This is a genomic window from Candidatus Avoscillospira sp. LCP25S3_F1 (genome assembly GCF_052117125.1).
Taxonomy (GTDB): Bacteria; Bacillota; Clostridia; order Oscillospirales; family Oscillospiraceae; genus Avoscillospira_A.
The window spans coordinates 1-15,166 of record NZ_JBQKJT010000023.1; the positions used below are offsets into that span (position 1 = coordinate 1).

At 51.2% G+C, this 15,166-nt stretch carries 18 protein-coding genes and 2 pseudogenes; 7 read left to right on the plus strand and 13 right to left on the minus strand.

Going from position 1 to position 15,166, the window contains the following annotated elements; translation table 11 throughout:
• The 3 genes from ACTQ33_RS14915 to ACTQ33_RS14925 all read right to left on the minus strand — a co-directional run.
• On the minus strand, positions 1-528 hold a 528-nt coding region (locus ACTQ33_RS14915), incomplete at its 3' end, for a hypothetical protein (protein ID WP_441465330.1).
• Complete coding sequence (locus ACTQ33_RS14920; protein ID WP_441465331.1) at positions 525-1,424, minus strand: helix-turn-helix domain-containing protein; 900 nt, start codon at positions 1,422-1,424, stop codon at positions 525-527. The genes ACTQ33_RS14920 and ACTQ33_RS14915, both read right to left, overlap by 4 nt.
• A gap of 83 nt (positions 1,425-1,507) precedes the next feature.
• Positions 1,508-1,699: a helix-turn-helix domain-containing protein gene (locus ACTQ33_RS14925; RefSeq protein ID WP_441465332.1), complete on the minus strand. Its 192-nt coding sequence runs from the start codon at positions 1,697-1,699 to the stop codon at positions 1,508-1,510.
• Between the two features lie 160 nt (positions 1,700-1,859).
• Here ACTQ33_RS14925 and ACTQ33_RS14930 point away from each other — a divergent pair, with 160 nt between their 5' ends.
• From ACTQ33_RS14930 to ACTQ33_RS14940, 3 genes and pseudogenes are all read left to right on the plus strand, one after another.
• The gene (locus ACTQ33_RS14930) at positions 1,860-2,213 is read left to right on the plus strand and encodes a helix-turn-helix transcriptional regulator (protein WP_070470197.1); all 354 of its coding nucleotides are present in this window, start codon (positions 1,860-1,862) and stop codon (positions 2,211-2,213) included.
• A gap of 231 nt (positions 2,214-2,444) precedes the next feature.
• Positions 2,445-2,774, plus strand: a complete 330-nt coding sequence (locus tag ACTQ33_RS14935) for a plasmid mobilization protein (protein ID WP_117524135.1) — start codon at positions 2,445-2,447, stop codon at positions 2,772-2,774.
• A pseudogene (locus tag ACTQ33_RS14940) lies at positions 2,735-3,067 on the plus strand (relaxase/mobilization nuclease domain-containing protein); the annotation flags it as partial. The gene ACTQ33_RS14935 and the pseudogene ACTQ33_RS14940, both read left to right, overlap by 40 nt.
• Before the next feature lie 14 nt (positions 3,068-3,081).
• Here the strand turns inward: ACTQ33_RS14940 and ACTQ33_RS14945 are convergent.
• From ACTQ33_RS14945 to ACTQ33_RS14985, 9 genes and pseudogenes are all read right to left on the minus strand, one after another.
• The gene (locus ACTQ33_RS14945; RefSeq protein ID WP_058351589.1) at positions 3,082-3,558 is read right to left on the minus strand and encodes a PcfB family protein; all 477 of its coding nucleotides are present in this window, start codon (positions 3,556-3,558) and stop codon (positions 3,082-3,084) included.
• 35 nt (positions 3,559-3,593) lie between these two features.
• Positions 3,594-3,773 (minus strand): annotated as a pseudogene (locus ACTQ33_RS14950) (helix-turn-helix domain-containing protein); the annotation flags it as partial.
• 210 nt (positions 3,774-3,983) lie between these two features.
• Entirely contained in the window at positions 3,984-4,346 is a 363-nt protein-coding gene (locus ACTQ33_RS14955; protein WP_002584990.1) for a hypothetical protein, read from the minus strand.
• Positions 4,347-4,567: 221 nt separating this feature from the next.
• Positions 4,568-5,239, minus strand: a complete 672-nt coding sequence (gene mdcG / locus ACTQ33_RS14960; RefSeq protein WP_441465333.1) for a malonate decarboxylase holo-[acyl-carrier-protein] synthase — start codon at positions 5,237-5,239, stop codon at positions 4,568-4,570.
• The gene (locus ACTQ33_RS14965; RefSeq protein WP_441465334.1) at positions 5,236-6,246 is read right to left on the minus strand and encodes a hypothetical protein; all 1,011 of its coding nucleotides are present in this window, start codon (positions 6,244-6,246) and stop codon (positions 5,236-5,238) included. Before ACTQ33_RS14965 ends, mdcG begins: the two co-directional genes overlap by 4 nt.
• 67 nt (positions 6,247-6,313) lie before the next feature.
• Positions 6,314-7,192, minus strand: a complete 879-nt coding sequence (gene mdcE, locus ACTQ33_RS14970; protein WP_441465335.1) for a biotin-independent malonate decarboxylase subunit gamma — start codon at positions 7,190-7,192, stop codon at positions 6,314-6,316.
• Entirely contained in the window at positions 7,193-8,941 is a 1,749-nt protein-coding gene (locus tag ACTQ33_RS14975) for a biotin-independent malonate decarboxylase subunit beta (protein WP_441465336.1), read from the minus strand.
• Position 8,942: 1 nt separating this feature from the next.
• Positions 8,943-9,077, minus strand: coding sequence for a hypothetical protein (locus ACTQ33_RS14980; protein ID WP_441465337.1), 135 nt, complete (start codon positions 9,075-9,077; stop codon positions 8,943-8,945).
• Positions 9,078-9,319: 242 nt separating this feature from the next.
• Entirely contained in the window at positions 9,320-9,769 is a 450-nt protein-coding gene (locus ACTQ33_RS14985) for a HutP family protein (protein WP_441465338.1), read from the minus strand.
• Positions 9,770-10,197: 428 nt separating this feature from the next.
• On the opposite strand from ACTQ33_RS14985, the gene deoD reads away from it, so the two are divergent.
• Both deoD and ACTQ33_RS14995 read left to right on the plus strand, forming a co-directional pair.
• Positions 10,198-10,944 carry a purine-nucleoside phosphorylase gene (gene deoD / locus ACTQ33_RS14990; RefSeq protein ID WP_441465360.1) on the plus strand — a complete coding sequence of 249 codons (747 nt, stop codon included), beginning with the start codon at positions 10,198-10,200 and terminating at the stop codon, positions 10,942-10,944.
• Positions 10,945-11,059: 115 nt separating this feature from the next.
• Complete coding sequence (locus ACTQ33_RS14995; RefSeq protein ID WP_441465339.1) at positions 11,060-11,233, plus strand: hypothetical protein; 174 nt, start codon at positions 11,060-11,062, stop codon at positions 11,231-11,233.
• A 223-nt stretch (positions 11,234-11,456) separates the two neighbouring features.
• Here ACTQ33_RS14995 and ACTQ33_RS15000 read toward each other — a convergent pair whose 3' ends face one another.
• Positions 11,457-11,933, minus strand: a complete 477-nt coding sequence (locus ACTQ33_RS15000; RefSeq protein WP_441465340.1) for a MarR family winged helix-turn-helix transcriptional regulator — start codon at positions 11,931-11,933, stop codon at positions 11,457-11,459.
• Between the two features lie 327 nt (positions 11,934-12,260).
• Between ACTQ33_RS15000 and ACTQ33_RS15005 the strand changes: the two genes are divergently transcribed.
• Both ACTQ33_RS15005 and ACTQ33_RS15010 read left to right on the plus strand, forming a co-directional pair.
• Complete coding sequence (locus ACTQ33_RS15005; protein ID WP_441465341.1) at positions 12,261-13,451, plus strand: MalY/PatB family protein; 1,191 nt, start codon at positions 12,261-12,263, stop codon at positions 13,449-13,451.
• Positions 13,452-13,462: 11 nt separating this feature from the next.
• Complete coding sequence (locus ACTQ33_RS15010) at positions 13,463-15,160, plus strand: FAD-dependent oxidoreductase (protein ID WP_441465342.1); 1,698 nt, start codon at positions 13,463-13,465, stop codon at positions 15,158-15,160.
• The last annotated feature ends 6 nt before the right edge of the window (positions 15,161-15,166 follow it).

The window sequence follows — 15,166 nt, forward strand, 5'->3', positions numbered from 1 at the left end:
CGGCTTGAAGTTGTGCGCTCTCGCGAAGAAATGCGCCGGGAAGCCTATGGTTTCCTGCCTGATGGGTGATTCGACAGCGCTTGCCTCAGCAATTGTGCGGTGCTGCCTTAAGTATTCTTTAGGAATAGAAAGCCCTTTTATATTATCTGGCTCCACTTGCTCTTTAATGATATTTGAATTTTCGTATATTGTTGTTTCCATTAACTTTTCCAATGTTCCGCCACTATGGAGAGCAGCAGACGATTTGTAACTAATGATTGTATATAATACAGAAAGATCCTCTGTCACATTTTCCGGTTCGGTTTGTGAAAAATCAGTATCAGTCGAAATGTCAGTATAATCTAAATTATTAAATTGATATAGAATCTCTGTATCTTCAATTACATTTACTAATTCTCCGTCACTTGAATAAACCTCTATCATGGAAAGTCGTTGCAAATCTTTTTCTGTGGTATCTTTTTCTGTATTACAACCAGTTAAAAGCAAAGACAGCAAAAAGCATAATGCCATAATGTATTTTTTTCTCACTTCACATCCCTCTTTTCTATTAGCAATTTACAAACAGTTACCAATAAGGCACAAAACAGAAAAATAATCGGGAAAACAGGACTCCATGCATTTGTAATAAACCCAATCAATACTGCTAAAATCGTTATAGGCAAAGCTATATAAACCCACGCAAATTTTCCTCTCGAATTTTTCCTTTTTATGTATTCGGCATTTTGTGTGATAATGTTCTCTGCGTGAATAGATGTACCCGCTATAATTAAAAGCATAACAGCAGCAGCGTCCATAAACCAATTTAGGGCATTGCAAACTTCCCGGCTAATTGTGTTTTCAACCATAAATAGAAACTCCGAACCAAAAAAGAATAAAAGAACACTTAAAACTATCATACCAACATATCTTTTTCTGTTTCGATTGCTTTCTTCACGAAAAGCCTTTATTAACGTGTCGTCAAAAATCAATACTTTAGTAAAGATTTCTTGATAGCACTTTGGCTGAAAAAAAGTCCAAACCAAAATAGCAATGCCGATTGCCATGCTTCCCCAATAAAAAGGAAGCAACATCTGCCTGTAGTCAGAAAAGCAACTAAATACATCAGAAATAACAATTAAGCCTACGCCAACAGCAATTTTTTTTGCTTGTTCTCTTTTATATGAAAGAAAACCATCAATCATTTCACGACTCACATAATAGCTATCTGTCTGCATATTCTCGTCAGAGCTTTCCTCTTTGAGTAGATAGTCTAATGTGACGCCAAACATATTACTTATCTGCAATAGCTTATCCGTTTCCGGCGTTCCTCTATCGCTTTCCCACTTACTTACAGCTTGTCGAGATACATTAAGCAGTCCCGCAAATTCTTCCTGTGAATAACCTTTTTCCTTACGAAGAACTTTTAGTTTTTCTCCGAACGTCATATTATGATCCTCTCTTTCTTAATTTCCTCTTGAATTATAGGAAAAAAACCATGTAAATACCACCAATTTTGCGTATCATCCTGTCAATTTTGCGTATCATTCTTCATTTTTGGTCTTTTTCGCTTGTCAATAGGCTTTTCTGCGTCCTTTGGTATCAGCCACATATAGCCAATTTTTGAAATGCCCGGTATTCGATTATCCTCACAAAGTCGCTGTACCCGTCTTTCTGAAATGCCCCATTTTTTCGCTGCTTCGGGGCAAGACATATATTCCATAATTCGACCGTCCTTTCTTTAAGCTCTATCATTATAATTATATACGGACATCCGTATAATAGCAAGTGCCAAAGTATGAATTATTTTGGCTAATGATAAGAACTGTGTAGACATATCTAAACGAAGAAAGGAACAGTAAAATGTAGTTGGGTGAATTATTATGGCAAAAAGACCAGTACCTTTATATGACTTTGCAGCTTTCGGGCAAGCCATAAAAGCAGCGCGAACAGGCAGGAATGAAAGCCGCAAGAAAGTAAGCGACGAAATGAACATTTCCCCTCGCTACCTTGCGAATATTGAAAACAAAGGGCAACAGCCAAGCCTGCAAATCTTTTATGAGCTTGTTACCCGTTATGACATATCCGTAGACCAATTCTTTTTCCCGGATAAGACAGCGGAAAAATCGACGCAAAGGCGGCAGCTCGACACGCTGCTTGACAGCATGAGCGATAAGGGCATACGGATTGTAACCGCAACGGCGAAAGAAATTGCAGAAGTCGAAAACGAAAATTGAATAGGCATTAGGAAGCGTTGTAATCTTTTTGAGATTGCAGCGTTTTTCTTTTGCTTAAAGTTGGCAAAACGGGGCTTTCCGTTGTAGTAGGGAGTAAGGAAAAACTTTCGTAGCAAGCATAGGAAGCGGGTACCCACTTCCGTATTTTCGCCCTCCTGCGCTGCGGCACGTCGGTTGAAAATGGCTTGTTGGGAAGTGTCCCAAACCCTCGGAATGGAAAGGAGCGAAAGCATGGACGGACGCAAAAGAACGGTACAAATCAAATTCAGAGTAACAGAAGCAGAACGGGATTTAATTCTTGAAAAAATGAAGCTCGTCCCCACCCGGAACATGGCGGCATATCTTAGGAAGATTGCCATTGACGGATACATTATCCAAGTAGACCACACCGACATAAAAGCCATGACAGCGGAGATACAGAAAATCGGTGTCAACGTCAACCAGATTGCAAAGCGCGTAAACAGTACGGGCAGCGTCTACCAAGAGGACATAGAGGAAATAAAGGGGGTGCTTGCGGAGATATGGCGGTTACAAAGATTAAGCCTATTAAAAGCACGTTGAGCAAAGCCCTTGACTATATCCAAAATCCCGATAAGACGGACGGGAAAATGCTTGTGTCCTCTTTTGGCTGCTCCTATGAAACGGCAGACATTGAATTTGAATATACCTTGTCGCAAGCTCTCCAAAAGGGCAACAATTTAGCCTTTCATCTGATACAGTCCTTTGAGCCGGGGGAAGTGGATTATGAAACCGCCCACAAAATCGGAAAGCAGCTTGCCGACGCGGTAACAAAAGGGCAGCATGAGTATGTATTGACGACGCACATTGACAAAGGACACGTCCATAAGCAGCTTTTTGACTTCCTGCTTCATAGCGATACCTCCCTGTCCTTGTTCTTTACCTTGTCCCGCTGCGCGTTCAAGCCCGCCGCCTTTTCTTTCAGAGAGGAAAGCAGCTTGCGGATAGAGGGCTTTTTCTCCTGTGTCAGCTTCTTTGCGGAAAACTCCTTAAAGGCTGCGGTCAGCACGTCAGCGTCGCGGCCTTTGAAAAACACAAGGTAGCGGGGCGGGTTTTCCGTCGTGTCCTTTTTCAGCGCAAAGTCGATACCGTACTTTTTCGCCGTACTCTCAAAGGCTTTGATATTGCCCTCGGTAATCTCAATGTTGGAAACGCCCGCGTTCTGCTTCATAAGCTGCTTTAAGGTCTGCTTGCCCTGCGGCGTTTTGTCTTTCTGCTTCTTCATCTGTGCAAGCAGCGTTTTCATAGCCTTTTGAAGTGTCTGCGCGGTCAGCTTCCCGGTCTTGATGTAAAGGGCTATGGTCTTTTCGTTGATTTCATCTTGCATTTACCGTCCTCCTTTCGCGGTAGTCTGATAGTGTTAGCGTCGATTTTCTCCCGGTTGATAAAGGACAGCCCCGCAAGGGTGTAGTCCCAATCCTCTGGCAAGGACAGCATTTGCGATAACAGCCCTTTTGCCTTTAGGGATAGCTCCTTATTGCGTAAGTGGTGGTTGCTCATAACCGTATAGCCCTTGTTGCGCTCCACTCTGAAAACTGCCATAGCTTCATCACTCCTTTGCTGCATACCTGTTACGCAATAGAAACGCGATTTTGAGGGTTTAGGTATCAATCCCTTATCCGCTGAAAACCGCGTCCGCAAAGCCGCGTAAATCAAGGGCTTTTTCATGCCTACGGCGTAACAAAGGGCATGAAAAAAGCGGCGTTCCTGTTCTTCCTTGTGGGAAGTGAGAAACGCCGCCTGTGCGGTGCGTTATTCTGCTTCTTCGGCTATGAGGTCTTGTATGACTTCGCCAAAGTCTGCCGTAAAGGAAAAAATGAAGTATTCCAAAACGGCGGGGTCTGCGTCCATAGGCTCGGCTTCCTCGGAAAAGGGCAAGCCCATAAGCCCATAGAGCATTTTTATGATTTTGAACAGCTTCCCCCGGTCGGCGGGGGTGTTCATGGTAACAAGTACGTCGGTCAAGCGGTTTACGGTTTCCATGTCGCCGCCTGTCGTTACCCATACCATTTCTGCGAATGGCTGCGTGATTGCTCCGGTTACAAGGTTTACCTTATCCTTGCTGATTTCGCCGGACGGGAGTATAATACCCTTGTCTAAAAGTACGTTTTTCATGTCGTCCTCCTATAATCTGTGGTGCCAAAATGGTGCCCGGTCTTACAAAATCATCTTATACGGAGATACGGCAAGATAAATGACGATACGCGGAAAACCTTGATTTTAAGCCATTTTCGCAAGGTTTTATAAACACTTGCGCGGGCTTATAAGAAGATTTCCGTCTATCAAATCAATAAAAAATCTCCTTTATTTGTAATCGTTTTTTTGATACTATCCTTTTACGACAACGTCGCAATTGTATCCCAAATTTCCTGGCAAGGCAGCAGCTGCGGAAGATAGGCTCCCTTGGCCAGAATCGTTTTTTGATCCCGCATCAGCTCATGCAGCTTGACGTAGCAGGTATCATTCAGCATCAACTCTGCATCGATATGCAGAGCGGTTCGCTCTGACGTTTGCGTCAGGCATTGGTAAAATTTTTGGATGGAATCGCGGGGCGCAGCGCCGATCACCACATCCAGGTCGGAATGCTGGTGAAGATAGCTGCGGCCTGTCACCGCTTGCAGCGCCGCCGAACCGAACACCCCAAATGGAATATCATAGTTTGCCGCCGCTTCTGCCAGCTCCAACAGCGCCGGCCCTGCCGGTGCTGGAAGTGTGGGAAGCCATTGGGGAATCTCCCAGGGTGTGAGAACCTTGGTGATTTCCTGCAACAATCCCTGGGTGGCAATCCGCACCCTGTTCCCATCGATCCGAATGGGAAAGGAGAATCCCAACGCCGTCAGATCATCGGACAACTCCGGCGGCCGCACACGGCAAATGCCCGGAAGTTCTGTGAACATTTCTTGCAACGCATCGTCTTCCGGTTTGGGTGCTGTGCGATGGGTCCACGCGTACTGGTGTCCCAAGGGGGAAAGGAACACCAGATCGTGCCGATGTGGTTGTGGTATCATCTCGTCTTACTCCAAACAGGATCGTTCTTGGCTTGACGCTGGTATTGCTTTTGCGATTCCACCAAGTCGTCAAAGGCCTTTGTGGCAACGGGACCGCTCAACTGCATCTGCGCTTCCTGCCCCGGAATCTGAACACACAGGACGCTGTTGGGCTGTCCGCAGCGCAGCTGCGGAGAAACCCGCACAATCTTCGCCTTGATGCGCAAAATGCTTCTGGCAACTCTGGCGGCTGTGGCAGGGTCCGCGAGCGTGGTCGCCAGTATGGTGACCTCGGCCTCCGCACCGGCGCGTTCCCCCGTCTGGGTCAGAATGGTGCCCTGGGGATTCAGCGGATTTTCTCCCAACAGGAAGCAGTCTCCCGTAGGTAGGCCGCCTACCAGAAGATGGCGTCTGCCATCCTCCCTGCCGCTGTCCCACAAAACAATGTCTTCCCGCAGGGGTACGCCGTCCAACACCAGCCAGCCAAATTCCTGACAGCCGTACAGATCATGGAGCGCCGCACCGGGCAGCGGAGCCAGCACGTCGGAGAGTTCACGGTCCAGCGGCGTGCCGGCCGCAATGACGTTCAGCCCATGCGGCAGACGGTCCCACAGCCCCAGTCTTTTGGCATCGACCAGAGACGCCCGCAGAAACGAGGATTCCCCCAATACCGCATCCACCGGCGGGGTACATAGCTCCAACAACAGGGCGTCCCGGCTGGGACGGCAGATGAACCGGACCTGGATCCCATATTCCTCCAGCGCCTGCCTGGTAAACACATTGACCAGGGGCGGATAGGTAACCACCATGACGTCTCCCGGCTTGAGACCTGCCTGCATCAGGGCGCGCTTCCCCGCCGCAATGCGGGAGGGAAGCTCCTGTTGTGTCACGCCAACCAGATTTTGAAAGGCGGAACTGCCGGTGGTGCAGGTCAGATAGGAAAAGTTCAGCGGTGTGTGGATTTCCTCAATGCGGTGGGCCGCAGTTGGTCCGGCAATCCCCTTGTCGGCCAGCGTATTTCGCGGCATCTCCTCCAGCAGAGGCCCGGAACCAACCGAGCGGATCATCTCCCGCAAACTATCCAGATAGTCCATATCAGAGCAGATAGCGGTCGGCCATGGGCTGGAATTGCGCCGCGATATGCTCGATGACAGCCTTCCGGGTGGTCCGGCCCTCACGTTCGGCGCCCAGTGTGCCGCGGCCCCAGGGACCGGTCTGATCAAATTTGCCCTGGGTCTTCAAGGTACGGATTTCCCCGATATGCTTGGCGATGGAATTTCTCATCTCCTGCGGACCGGGTACAATTTCTTCCACACCGCCCAGACGATAGAAGAAGTCCACGCCGGAGGCAAATACAGGGCTGCGCTGTGAAAGTTCGTTCAAACTTTCAATGTCCATTTTAGTGATACGGGAGATACTGCTCAAAGGCATGACGTGAATCACCGTACCGCACTCCTTGGGCAGCGCCAGAATGTGATCCGCCTGTAGACCGTGGCAGAGGAATGCGCCGCTGATGGCGCGGCCGATTACCATGGCCACAATGGGGTGGCCTGCTTTACGGGCCTCTGCCAACGCCAGCTGATAGGCGCCGGTGGCCTTATTCATGCCCATGATTTCCTCGACCTTGCCGGGGCCGTTGCCCGGCGTATCCACGATCAGCACCAGAGGACGCTTCTGCTCCACCGGCTTCTCCGCGTCTGCCTCCATGGTCAGATAGACGGCATTGGCCATTTTGTAGGCCTCCTCCATGCCGATGACGCCGAAGTACACCACTGGGAAACGAGGGTTCATGGCCTGGGCGTCATTGGCGATCACCGTCACGGGTTCGCCGTTCAACTGCGCGGTACCCACCACGGCGCCGGGGCCAAATTCACCGTCCACAGTCTGATTGCCCACCAGATTCTCCTGAAAGCTCTCTGCATCCACAATCATCTCAATGGCTTCGCGGCCACGACCTACCATGTTCTCTTCCATTTAGTCCACCTCCCGTTCTCTTCTGTGAACACAGGACAGAAATTCAGACAACTCCAGCTCCGGCAGCTGCTCCGGATGCGCGTTGCCATAGTGTGCCCATACATCCTGGGAATCCGACGGGCACAGGTCCGCCGCCAGATTGACCAGTCCAATTTGCTCCTGCACCAGTTTGTAGGAACCAATGCGGCGCATACGGCAAATCTCCTCATAGCCCATCTTGCTCAGATCGACCAGGCTCTGCCGGAATGCAGCAATCTTGTCGTCCACCAGCTCGTTGCAGTCCTGCAGGATGTATTTATGCTTGCCGCCGGTGGTGCGGGAAATCAGGGATTTATCCGCGGCATTGAACTCGTCTTTGCCCATCTCCTGCTCGATGACCTCCGGGCCGGTCAGGCCCAGGCGACCCTGGGGACTCATCACGATCACATCGGTGGCCGCCGCTACGAAGCCCATACCGCCAAAGCAGCCGATCTTGCTGCCGATCATGGCAATGACCGGCACCTTACCCTTGGTGTCCTGCATGAGGTCCATCACCTCAGCATGGGCCAGCAGACCGGCGTTGGCCTCGTGCAGACGCACACCGCCCGTCTCAAAGGAGATCACCACCATGGGGCGATAGCGCTCCAGATCGTCCGGATGCTTCTGCTTTGCAATCTCATAGGACTGGAGGGCCAGCCGGAACATGGAAACCATCTTGGCGCCATGGACTTCGCCCACAGCTCCGCCGATGAACTTGCCCTCCTGCGAAATGACGAACACCGGACGCGTTCCAATCAGTCCCACGCCGGAAACGGCAAGGGCCAGAATGCCCAGAATCAGAATGGTAATGACAACAGGGTTCAGAATGGTAGAAGCCTCACACAGAGTACCCAGCGTCAGGCCCAGGAAGAAGGTGGAGAAGTACGTCAGGCCTTCCTCCAGCAGTTTTTGATACGGGAGAATCTGTGCCTCTTTCACAGCCACGCCAATGAAGAACGACATAATCAGCGGAGCCGCCATGGGCAGCAGCAGGCAGAGAATAGCGCAGGCCACCACAACGAAAATGAACTTGGTGCGCTGGGGAACCTCAGGAGGATAGACCTCCACATCAATGCCGCGATATTTTTTCGGAACCAGCAGCTTAATCAGGTACGGATAGCCGCCATAGGTCAGGCTGAGGTACAGGTACGCAATGATGGAAATGGGGACGAACAGCTCCGGCGCCATAATCAGCGAGGTGAACAGCACCATGGGACCATCCGCACCGCCAATCGTTGCGATTGCAGCGGCCTGTTCTGCAGGCAGCCCAAAGGCCACGATACCAACCACCAAAGCCACAAACGTGCCGAGCTCTGCAAACAGGGCAATAATGATACTGGTCCACGGACGTGCCAGCAGGAAGCTGATCTCGCTTCGGGCGCCGATGCCCATGAAAACCAGACAGGCAATCAGTCCGTTGGAAAATGTAAAATTATAAATCGGTTGCAGACAGTTGACCTGCAAGATGTTCATCAGGTCATCGGTTCCGGTGACCAGCGGGTCCAGAATCAGCGTGCCAATCGCTCCGCTCTCCAAGAACAGCACACCGGCATTGACACAAATCATACCAATTCCCATGGGAACCATAATCAGCGGTTCCAACTTGCGGGTAAAACCCATATAGGCCAATACAAAGCCAAATACAATCAGAAAAATACGCGCTACAGCAATCGTGGGTTCTGAAGCGGCCAGGGTTCCAATACCCGGAAACAAATTTAGCAGCACACTCATCTCAATTCACCTTTTCCTTTTTGTCTTTTCCACTTTTGCTCATGGCGCGGTCAATCAAGACGATGACACCAATGATCAAAAAGGATATGACTGCGGTCAATGCATACGAAAACAAAGCGTATACAATCGGGTTCATAACACTCCTCCTAGCAAACACAAGAAATAAAAAAACGAGGATGACAGTATAGAAACTCTCATCCTCGTTTTCTCACTAAGAAACAAAAAGAGAAACCAGACCTCCTCTGTCTGCTTTCTCAAATTCTCAAATACTCTACGCTATATTCAGTTTTATCACGCTATGCGTGCACTCTCAATCGAGGACCTCTGTCCTCTGCCTTATAAAATAAAATATTTTCTTCCAGTTGTCAAGCACTTTGTTCAAATATTCATCACGCCCAGACCACAGCGTTCGTGACAGGTAATCGGATGGATTGCCGAATCTCCAAACAGTGCAACTGCAATCCAATGGTCCGTTCGTACAATGGCGATTTTGGTTGCCAAATGTACATCCGATGAAAGATTGACCATCGTGCCGCGTTTTGCTTCCTCCGCAGCGTGAAACAGCGCGTGTACCTCATTGGGTAATTTTTCAATCAACCCCGCGTTCAGCGCCGCTCCCAAAATGGACCGGGTTACCTTTTCCTGAAAATCCTTTTTTGTACTTCCGCCTACTTCCGTTACGACAAAGCGAAACTCTTTATTTTTGGAAAACTCATTTTTTACCAGATTTTCCTCGTAGATGCTACGCGTCATGGCCAGGCGCATGGCGCAATACCCAATTCCGAACGACACTTCGGTGGGCGTTCCATCATAATTCTTGTCTGTCATAATCAGCCTCCTGTTTTACATACCGTCGATCCATAATGACTTCGGCACTCCAAACAATCCAGAATCATTTCCAGGAACGGTTTGGCTATATCCGCTCCTGAATTTAAAATCATTCTATCATATTTTCAGAGGAACGCAAGAGGAAACTCGGACAGAGCGGAAAACACCCCCACCGCAGTCCTGTGATACAATTGTACAGAAACAACCTAAAAACAGGGTCCTATCCGATTGCCGAAGGACGGACCTTGCAACGCCATAACGCTGTCAATTTCTTTTTTTAAATGGGACCCTGAATCCTGCAAAATTGGAATATCTGTACAGATGGAGGGTTTAAAATTAGAGGATTTGTGTATTTTCAAAATCGCAAACTTAATATTATACTTAATACACAAGTATACCAAATGAACGATCCAAAGGAGGATTTTCTCATGGCCACATATCCAACCCCGCATATCAACGCCACACCGGACGATTTTGGGCAAACCGTTTTGATGCCCGGCGATCCGCTTCGTTCTAAATTCATTGCAGAACGGTACCTTGAACATGCCAAATTAGTCAATAATGTCCGCGGTGTCCAAGGATACACCGGCTTCTATCAAGGCATAAAAGTGTCTGTCATGGCATCGGGCATGGGAATGCCGTCCATGGGCATCTATTCCCATGAGCTATTCAACGTATTTCAGGTCCGGAACATTATCCGTATCGGCTCGGCTGGTTCCATCCAGAGCGATGTGAACATTCGGGACATTGTGATTGCACAGGGCGTCTGTACTGACAGCAGCTGGGCCGCGCAGTTCCATGTACCTGGAACTTTTGCACCGCTGGCTTCGTTTGATATGCTCGAAACGGCCGTCACCGTCTCGCGCGAGCTGGGTGCATCGTATCACGTGGGCAATCTGCTTTCCTCCGATCGGTTTTACGGCGACGAGCAGGGACTGCCGGAGGCGCTTCAGGCCAATACCGTTTGGGCCAAGATGGGCGTGATGGCAGTCGAAATGGAAAGCGCCGCCCTATATCTCAATGCGGCGCGGTATCGGAAAAATGCCCTGGCCATCTGCACCATTTCCGACCATATTTTGACCGGAGAGGCACTGTCAGCAGAAGATCGCCAGAGTTCCTTTACGCAGATGATGGAAATCGCTTTGGAAACTGCGAAGCGTATGGAGTCGGCATAATACAGCGGAGTTCTGATCTTGTCCGGCTGCGGCGGTTTGCACTGTGCCGCTATGGCGGTCCAGCACACATTCACTTGATGCGCAAACGGAACAATTGGCGGCCCGCTGGAACTCCTTGAAAGCATTCGATTTTTCCGGCACAGGCAGCAATGATGCGGCCGCTTGGTATGGACATGCCAAGACGTTTGAAGCCTGTCAAAAATACGCCATGTGCATCAACGCCGAAGCGTGGCTCCACCTGAATTTCTTTATGAGAAATGTAGACTGGATTGGCGCCATCATGGTCTGAACTGCACCCCATTTGTTAGACAGTATGATATACTGGATAACAAGTGGGGTGCAGTTCGCAGTTCTGTAAAGTCCAGCTTTTCTTAACTTTATGACATTGGGGAGCTGGCGTAGGCGCTTCCGCAAGAGTCGGCACACTCGTATGGAATTTCCGATCCCCCGGAGCAGTATGGAGCGCTGCGGCGTCCATACTGCCCCGGGGGATTGTTTGCCGTCGGAACCGGTCAATCCTCCGCCTTCAACAGCTGGATGTATTCGGCAATGATGCGGTAAAAGGCGTCCAGATCCTCCTTGCTGCACCGCTCTTCCAGGTGGGTGCTGGTCTGGATGATATCGGCCACATCATAGGCCTTGTGGATGCTGGACGCCCGTTTGCCCTTTTCGGTGGCAAACAGATGGGCGGTCTTCTCATTATTATCGGTATATTGCTTTTCCACATAGCCCGATTCCATCAGATGTTTGACGACATGGGAGATGGAACTCTTGCTCTTGTGCCAGCGTTTGGCCAACTCAGTGGCTGTGATTCCAGGGTAATCGTCAATATAGATCAGCGTGTGCATTTCGATCATATTGCAGTGCTCCGAATCGTAGGTATGCTTGGCGTTGATAAAGTTGTGGTACAAAATCACAAACTCATACAGCATATCCGCCCGGAATTTCAGCTTTTGATAAACTTGGTCAATATCGGATCTGTGACTCATACATTCCTCCGCTTATAACGTTCCATTTTGGATAGTTTACCACAATTACAGAAACATTTCAACAAAAGACATGGTTTTCCTGTTATTTTCGGTGCAAATTATTCAGATAGAAAACCATAACATCCATTTTACTTCAGCTTTTGTGCAATATGGTTGATTTTCAAAACAAAAATTGTGCAACAAAATGAAACTTCATGAAATATACCCCGGTATTTTAGCGTATATACTGAATGTAATTGACGAATGGTGTTGTATCGTCTATAATATAGTTTACAAGCTAAACTATATTTGTGTTTGGCACTGTGCTAAAGGAAGGTGATACGACAAATGGATTTTGAGAAATTTTGTCAGGAAAACTGCGTAGAGCGCAAGGGTACCGGTACGCTGAAATGGGACTCCCTGGAGGAGGTATTCGGCGATGCCGATCTGCTGCCGCTGTGGGTGGCGGATATGGAGATTCAGTCTCCTCCGGCAGCCCGGCAGGCCATCCAGGCCCGTGTGGAGCACGGCACCTTCGGCTATGCCAAGGTGACCGATGACTACTACGATGCGTTTTTCTCCTGGCAGAAGAACCATCATGGCGTTACCCTGGCGAAGGAGAACCTCCGGTTTGCCACCGGCGTTGTGGGCTCCCTGTATGCCGCCGTCCGGGCTTACACCCAGCCCAACGATGGGGTCATCATCTGCCCCCCCGTCTACTACCCCTTCTATGACGCCATTCTGAACACGGGCCGGACGCTGGTCACCTGTGAACTGGATAACCACGACGGCCGCTTCACCCTGGACCTGGAGAAGTTCGAAAAGACCATTGCGGAGAGCAAGGCCAAGATGTTCCTGCTGTGCTCGCCCCACAATCCCGTCTGCCGCGTCTGGACCGAGGAGGAACTGGAGGGCATGTTCGCTGTCTGCCGCAAGCACGGCGTGCTGGTGGTGGCCGATGAGATTCACCAGGACTTCACCTATGACAAGGACCATGCTTTCTTCTCCACGGCACTTCTGGGAGACGGCAAGTATAAGGATATGCTGATCCTGCTGAACTCCGGCTCCAAGACCTTCAATCTGGCCGGTCTCATCCATTCCCATGTGATCATCTTCGACGAGAAGCTCATGGAGACGTATGACGCCTACATCAAGAGCATCGGTTCTCCAGAGGTCAACCTCATGGGCGTGGTGGCCATGGGCGCTGCCTTCCGCGACGGCGCGGCGTGGTTCGACCAGGTCAAGGCCCTGATCTGCCACAACTACGACTATATGAAGCAGGCCTTTGCCAAGGACGCCCCCAAGATCGTGCTGACGCCCCTGGAGGGTACCTACCTGTCCTGGCTGGACCTGCGGGGCTACATGGACGGCAAGGACGTGGCCGAATTCATCCAGAAGAAGTGCCGTCTGGCCTGTGATGTGGGCGAGTGGTTCAGCTTTACGGGCCACGGCTATGTCCGCATCAACCTGGCCACCGATACGAAGTACATCAAGATGGCTGTGGAGCGCATCCTTGCCAATCTGAAAGAGCTGTCATAAAGGAGACGATTATGGGAAAACGTGTTCTAGTAGTGGGCGGCGTGGCCGGAGGCGCATCGGCAGCCGCCAGAATCAGACGACTGGATGCAACGGCATCCATCCTTGTGTTTGAACGCGGCGAGCATGTGTCCTTTTCCAACTGCTCCCTGCCGTACTATCTGAGCAGAACGGTGCAGACGGCGGAGGATCTGGTCATGATGACGCCGGAGAGCTTCCGGGCCTCCTATGATATCGAGGTTCGGGTACGCAATGAGGTGATTGCCATTGACCGGGAAGGCAAGAAGGTCACTGTCCGGGACCTGGCATCCGGCCGCGAGTATGAGGAATCTTACGACGAGCTGATCCTGGCCCCCGGCGCCAGCCCCATCTGCCCCCGCTCTCTGGAGGGCGCACAACTGCCCCATGTCTTCACCGTCCGCAATGTGGCCGATATTGTGAAGCTGGACCAGTACGTCCGCAGCAACGACACCCGGAATGTGGTGGTGGTCGGCGGCGGCTTCATCGGTCTGGAGGTGGCGGAGAACCTGCGGGAGGCCGGCAAGACGGTTTCCGTCGTGGAGGCTGCCCCCCAGATCATGGCCCCCTTTGACTTTGACATGGTGCAGATTCTGCAAAAGGAACTGTACGATCACGAAGTGTCCCTGTATGTGGGCGACGCGGTGCAGGCCATCACCGAAACCCAGGTGGTTCTGGCCTCCGGCAAGGCTCTGGAAGCCGACGCGGTGGTCCTGGCCATCGGCGTAGCACCGGAGACGGGCCTGGCCAAGGCCGCGGGTCTGGCATTGGGCGAGACCGGCGCCATTCGGGTCTCCCCGGAGTATCGCACCAGCGACCCCCACATCTATGCCGTGGGCGACGCCATCGAGGTCCACAACCGGCTGACCCACAAGGCCAGCAAGCTGCCCCTGGCCGGTCCGGCCATTCGGCAGGCCAGAACGGCCGCCGACGCCATCTACGGCATCCCCGGCACCAACCGCGGCGTTCTGGGGTCCTGTGCCGTCCGTGTCTTCGGCATGAACGCAGCCGCCACGGGCCTCAATGAGCGAACCGCCAAGGCCAACGGCATTCCCTGCGACGCCGTCTACACCATGGCCATGGATAAGGTCAGCCTCATGCCGGGCTGTGCCCCCATGCACTTCAAGCTGATCTTTGAAACCCCTACCGGCAGAGTGCTGGGCGCCCAGGCCATCGGCCGGGGCAATGTGGACAAGCGCATTGACGTCATCGCCACCCTGATTGCCATGAACGGTACCCTGGAGGATTTGAAGGAGCTGGAGCTCTGTTATTCGCCCGTGTTCGGTACGGCCAGAGATGTGGTGAATGTGGCCGCCCTGGTGGCCCGCAACGTGCTCCACGGCGTGGTCCGACAGGTTCCCGTCACAGAGGTTCGTTCCCTGGTGGAGAACAAGGCCTGCATCGTCGATGTGCGTACTGAAGGCGAATTTGCCGCCGGTCATATCGTCGGCGCGGTCAACATTCCCCTGGGCCAGCTGCGCCAGAGACTGGACGAAATCCCCCGGGACCGTCCCGTTTACCTCCACTGCCGTACCAGCCAGAGAAGCTACAATGCCATCATGGCGCTGCAGGGCTTGGGATTCGACAATGTCATCAATATCTCCGGCTCCTTCCTGGGTCTGAGCTACTATGAGTACTTTGGCGATGTGACCACCGGACGGGAAAAAATCGTCACGGAGTATAACTTCAACTAAGCCCGT

Bases quoted from the DNA above. Each gene is read 5' to 3' on its own strand.
- ACTQ33_RS14920 (WP_441465331.1), bottom strand. From the start codon at position 1,424: ATGACGTTCGGAGAAAAACTAAAAGTTCTTCGTAAGGAAAAAGGTTAT.
- ACTQ33_RS14925 (WP_441465332.1), bottom strand. From the start codon at position 1,699: ATGGAATATATGTCTTGCCCCGAAGCAGCGAAAAAATGGGGCATTTCA.
- ACTQ33_RS14930 (WP_070470197.1), top strand. From the start codon at position 1,860: ATGGCAAAAAGACCAGTACCTTTATATGACTTTGCAGCTTTCGGGCAA.
- ACTQ33_RS14935 (WP_117524135.1), top strand. From the start codon at position 2,445: ATGGACGGACGCAAAAGAACGGTACAAATCAAATTCAGAGTAACAGAA.
- ACTQ33_RS14945 (WP_058351589.1), bottom strand. From the start codon at position 3,558: ATGCAAGATGAAATCAACGAAAAGACCATAGCCCTTTACATCAAGACC.
- ACTQ33_RS14955 (WP_002584990.1), bottom strand. From the start codon at position 4,346: ATGAAAAACGTACTTTTAGACAAGGGTATTATACTCCCGTCCGGCGAA.
- mdcG (WP_441465333.1), bottom strand. From the start codon at position 5,239: ATGATACCACAACCACATCGGCACGATCTGGTGTTCCTTTCCCCCTTG.
- ACTQ33_RS14965 (WP_441465334.1), bottom strand. From the start codon at position 6,246: ATGCCGCGAAATACGCTGGCCGACAAGGGGATTGCCGGACCAACTGCG.
- mdcE (WP_441465335.1), bottom strand. From the start codon at position 7,192: ATGGAAGAGAACATGGTAGGTCGTGGCCGCGAAGCCATTGAGATGATT.
- ACTQ33_RS14975 (WP_441465336.1), bottom strand. From the start codon at position 8,941: ATGAGTGTGCTGCTAAATTTGTTTCCGGGTATTGGAACCCTGGCCGCT.
- ACTQ33_RS14980 (WP_441465337.1), bottom strand. From the start codon at position 9,077: ATGAACCCGATTGTATACGCTTTGTTTTCGTATGCATTGACCGCAGTC.
- ACTQ33_RS14985 (WP_441465338.1), bottom strand. From the start codon at position 9,769: ATGACAGACAAGAATTATGATGGAACGCCCACCGAAGTGTCGTTCGGA.
- deoD (WP_441465360.1), top strand. From the start codon at position 10,198: ATGGCCACATATCCAACCCCGCATATCAACGCCACACCGGACGATTTT.
- ACTQ33_RS15000 (WP_441465340.1), bottom strand. From the start codon at position 11,933: ATGAGTCACAGATCCGATATTGACCAAGTTTATCAAAAGCTGAAATTC.
- ACTQ33_RS15005 (WP_441465341.1), top strand. From the start codon at position 12,261: ATGGATTTTGAGAAATTTTGTCAGGAAAACTGCGTAGAGCGCAAGGGT.
- ACTQ33_RS15010 (WP_441465342.1), top strand. From the start codon at position 13,463: ATGGGAAAACGTGTTCTAGTAGTGGGCGGCGTGGCCGGAGGCGCATCG.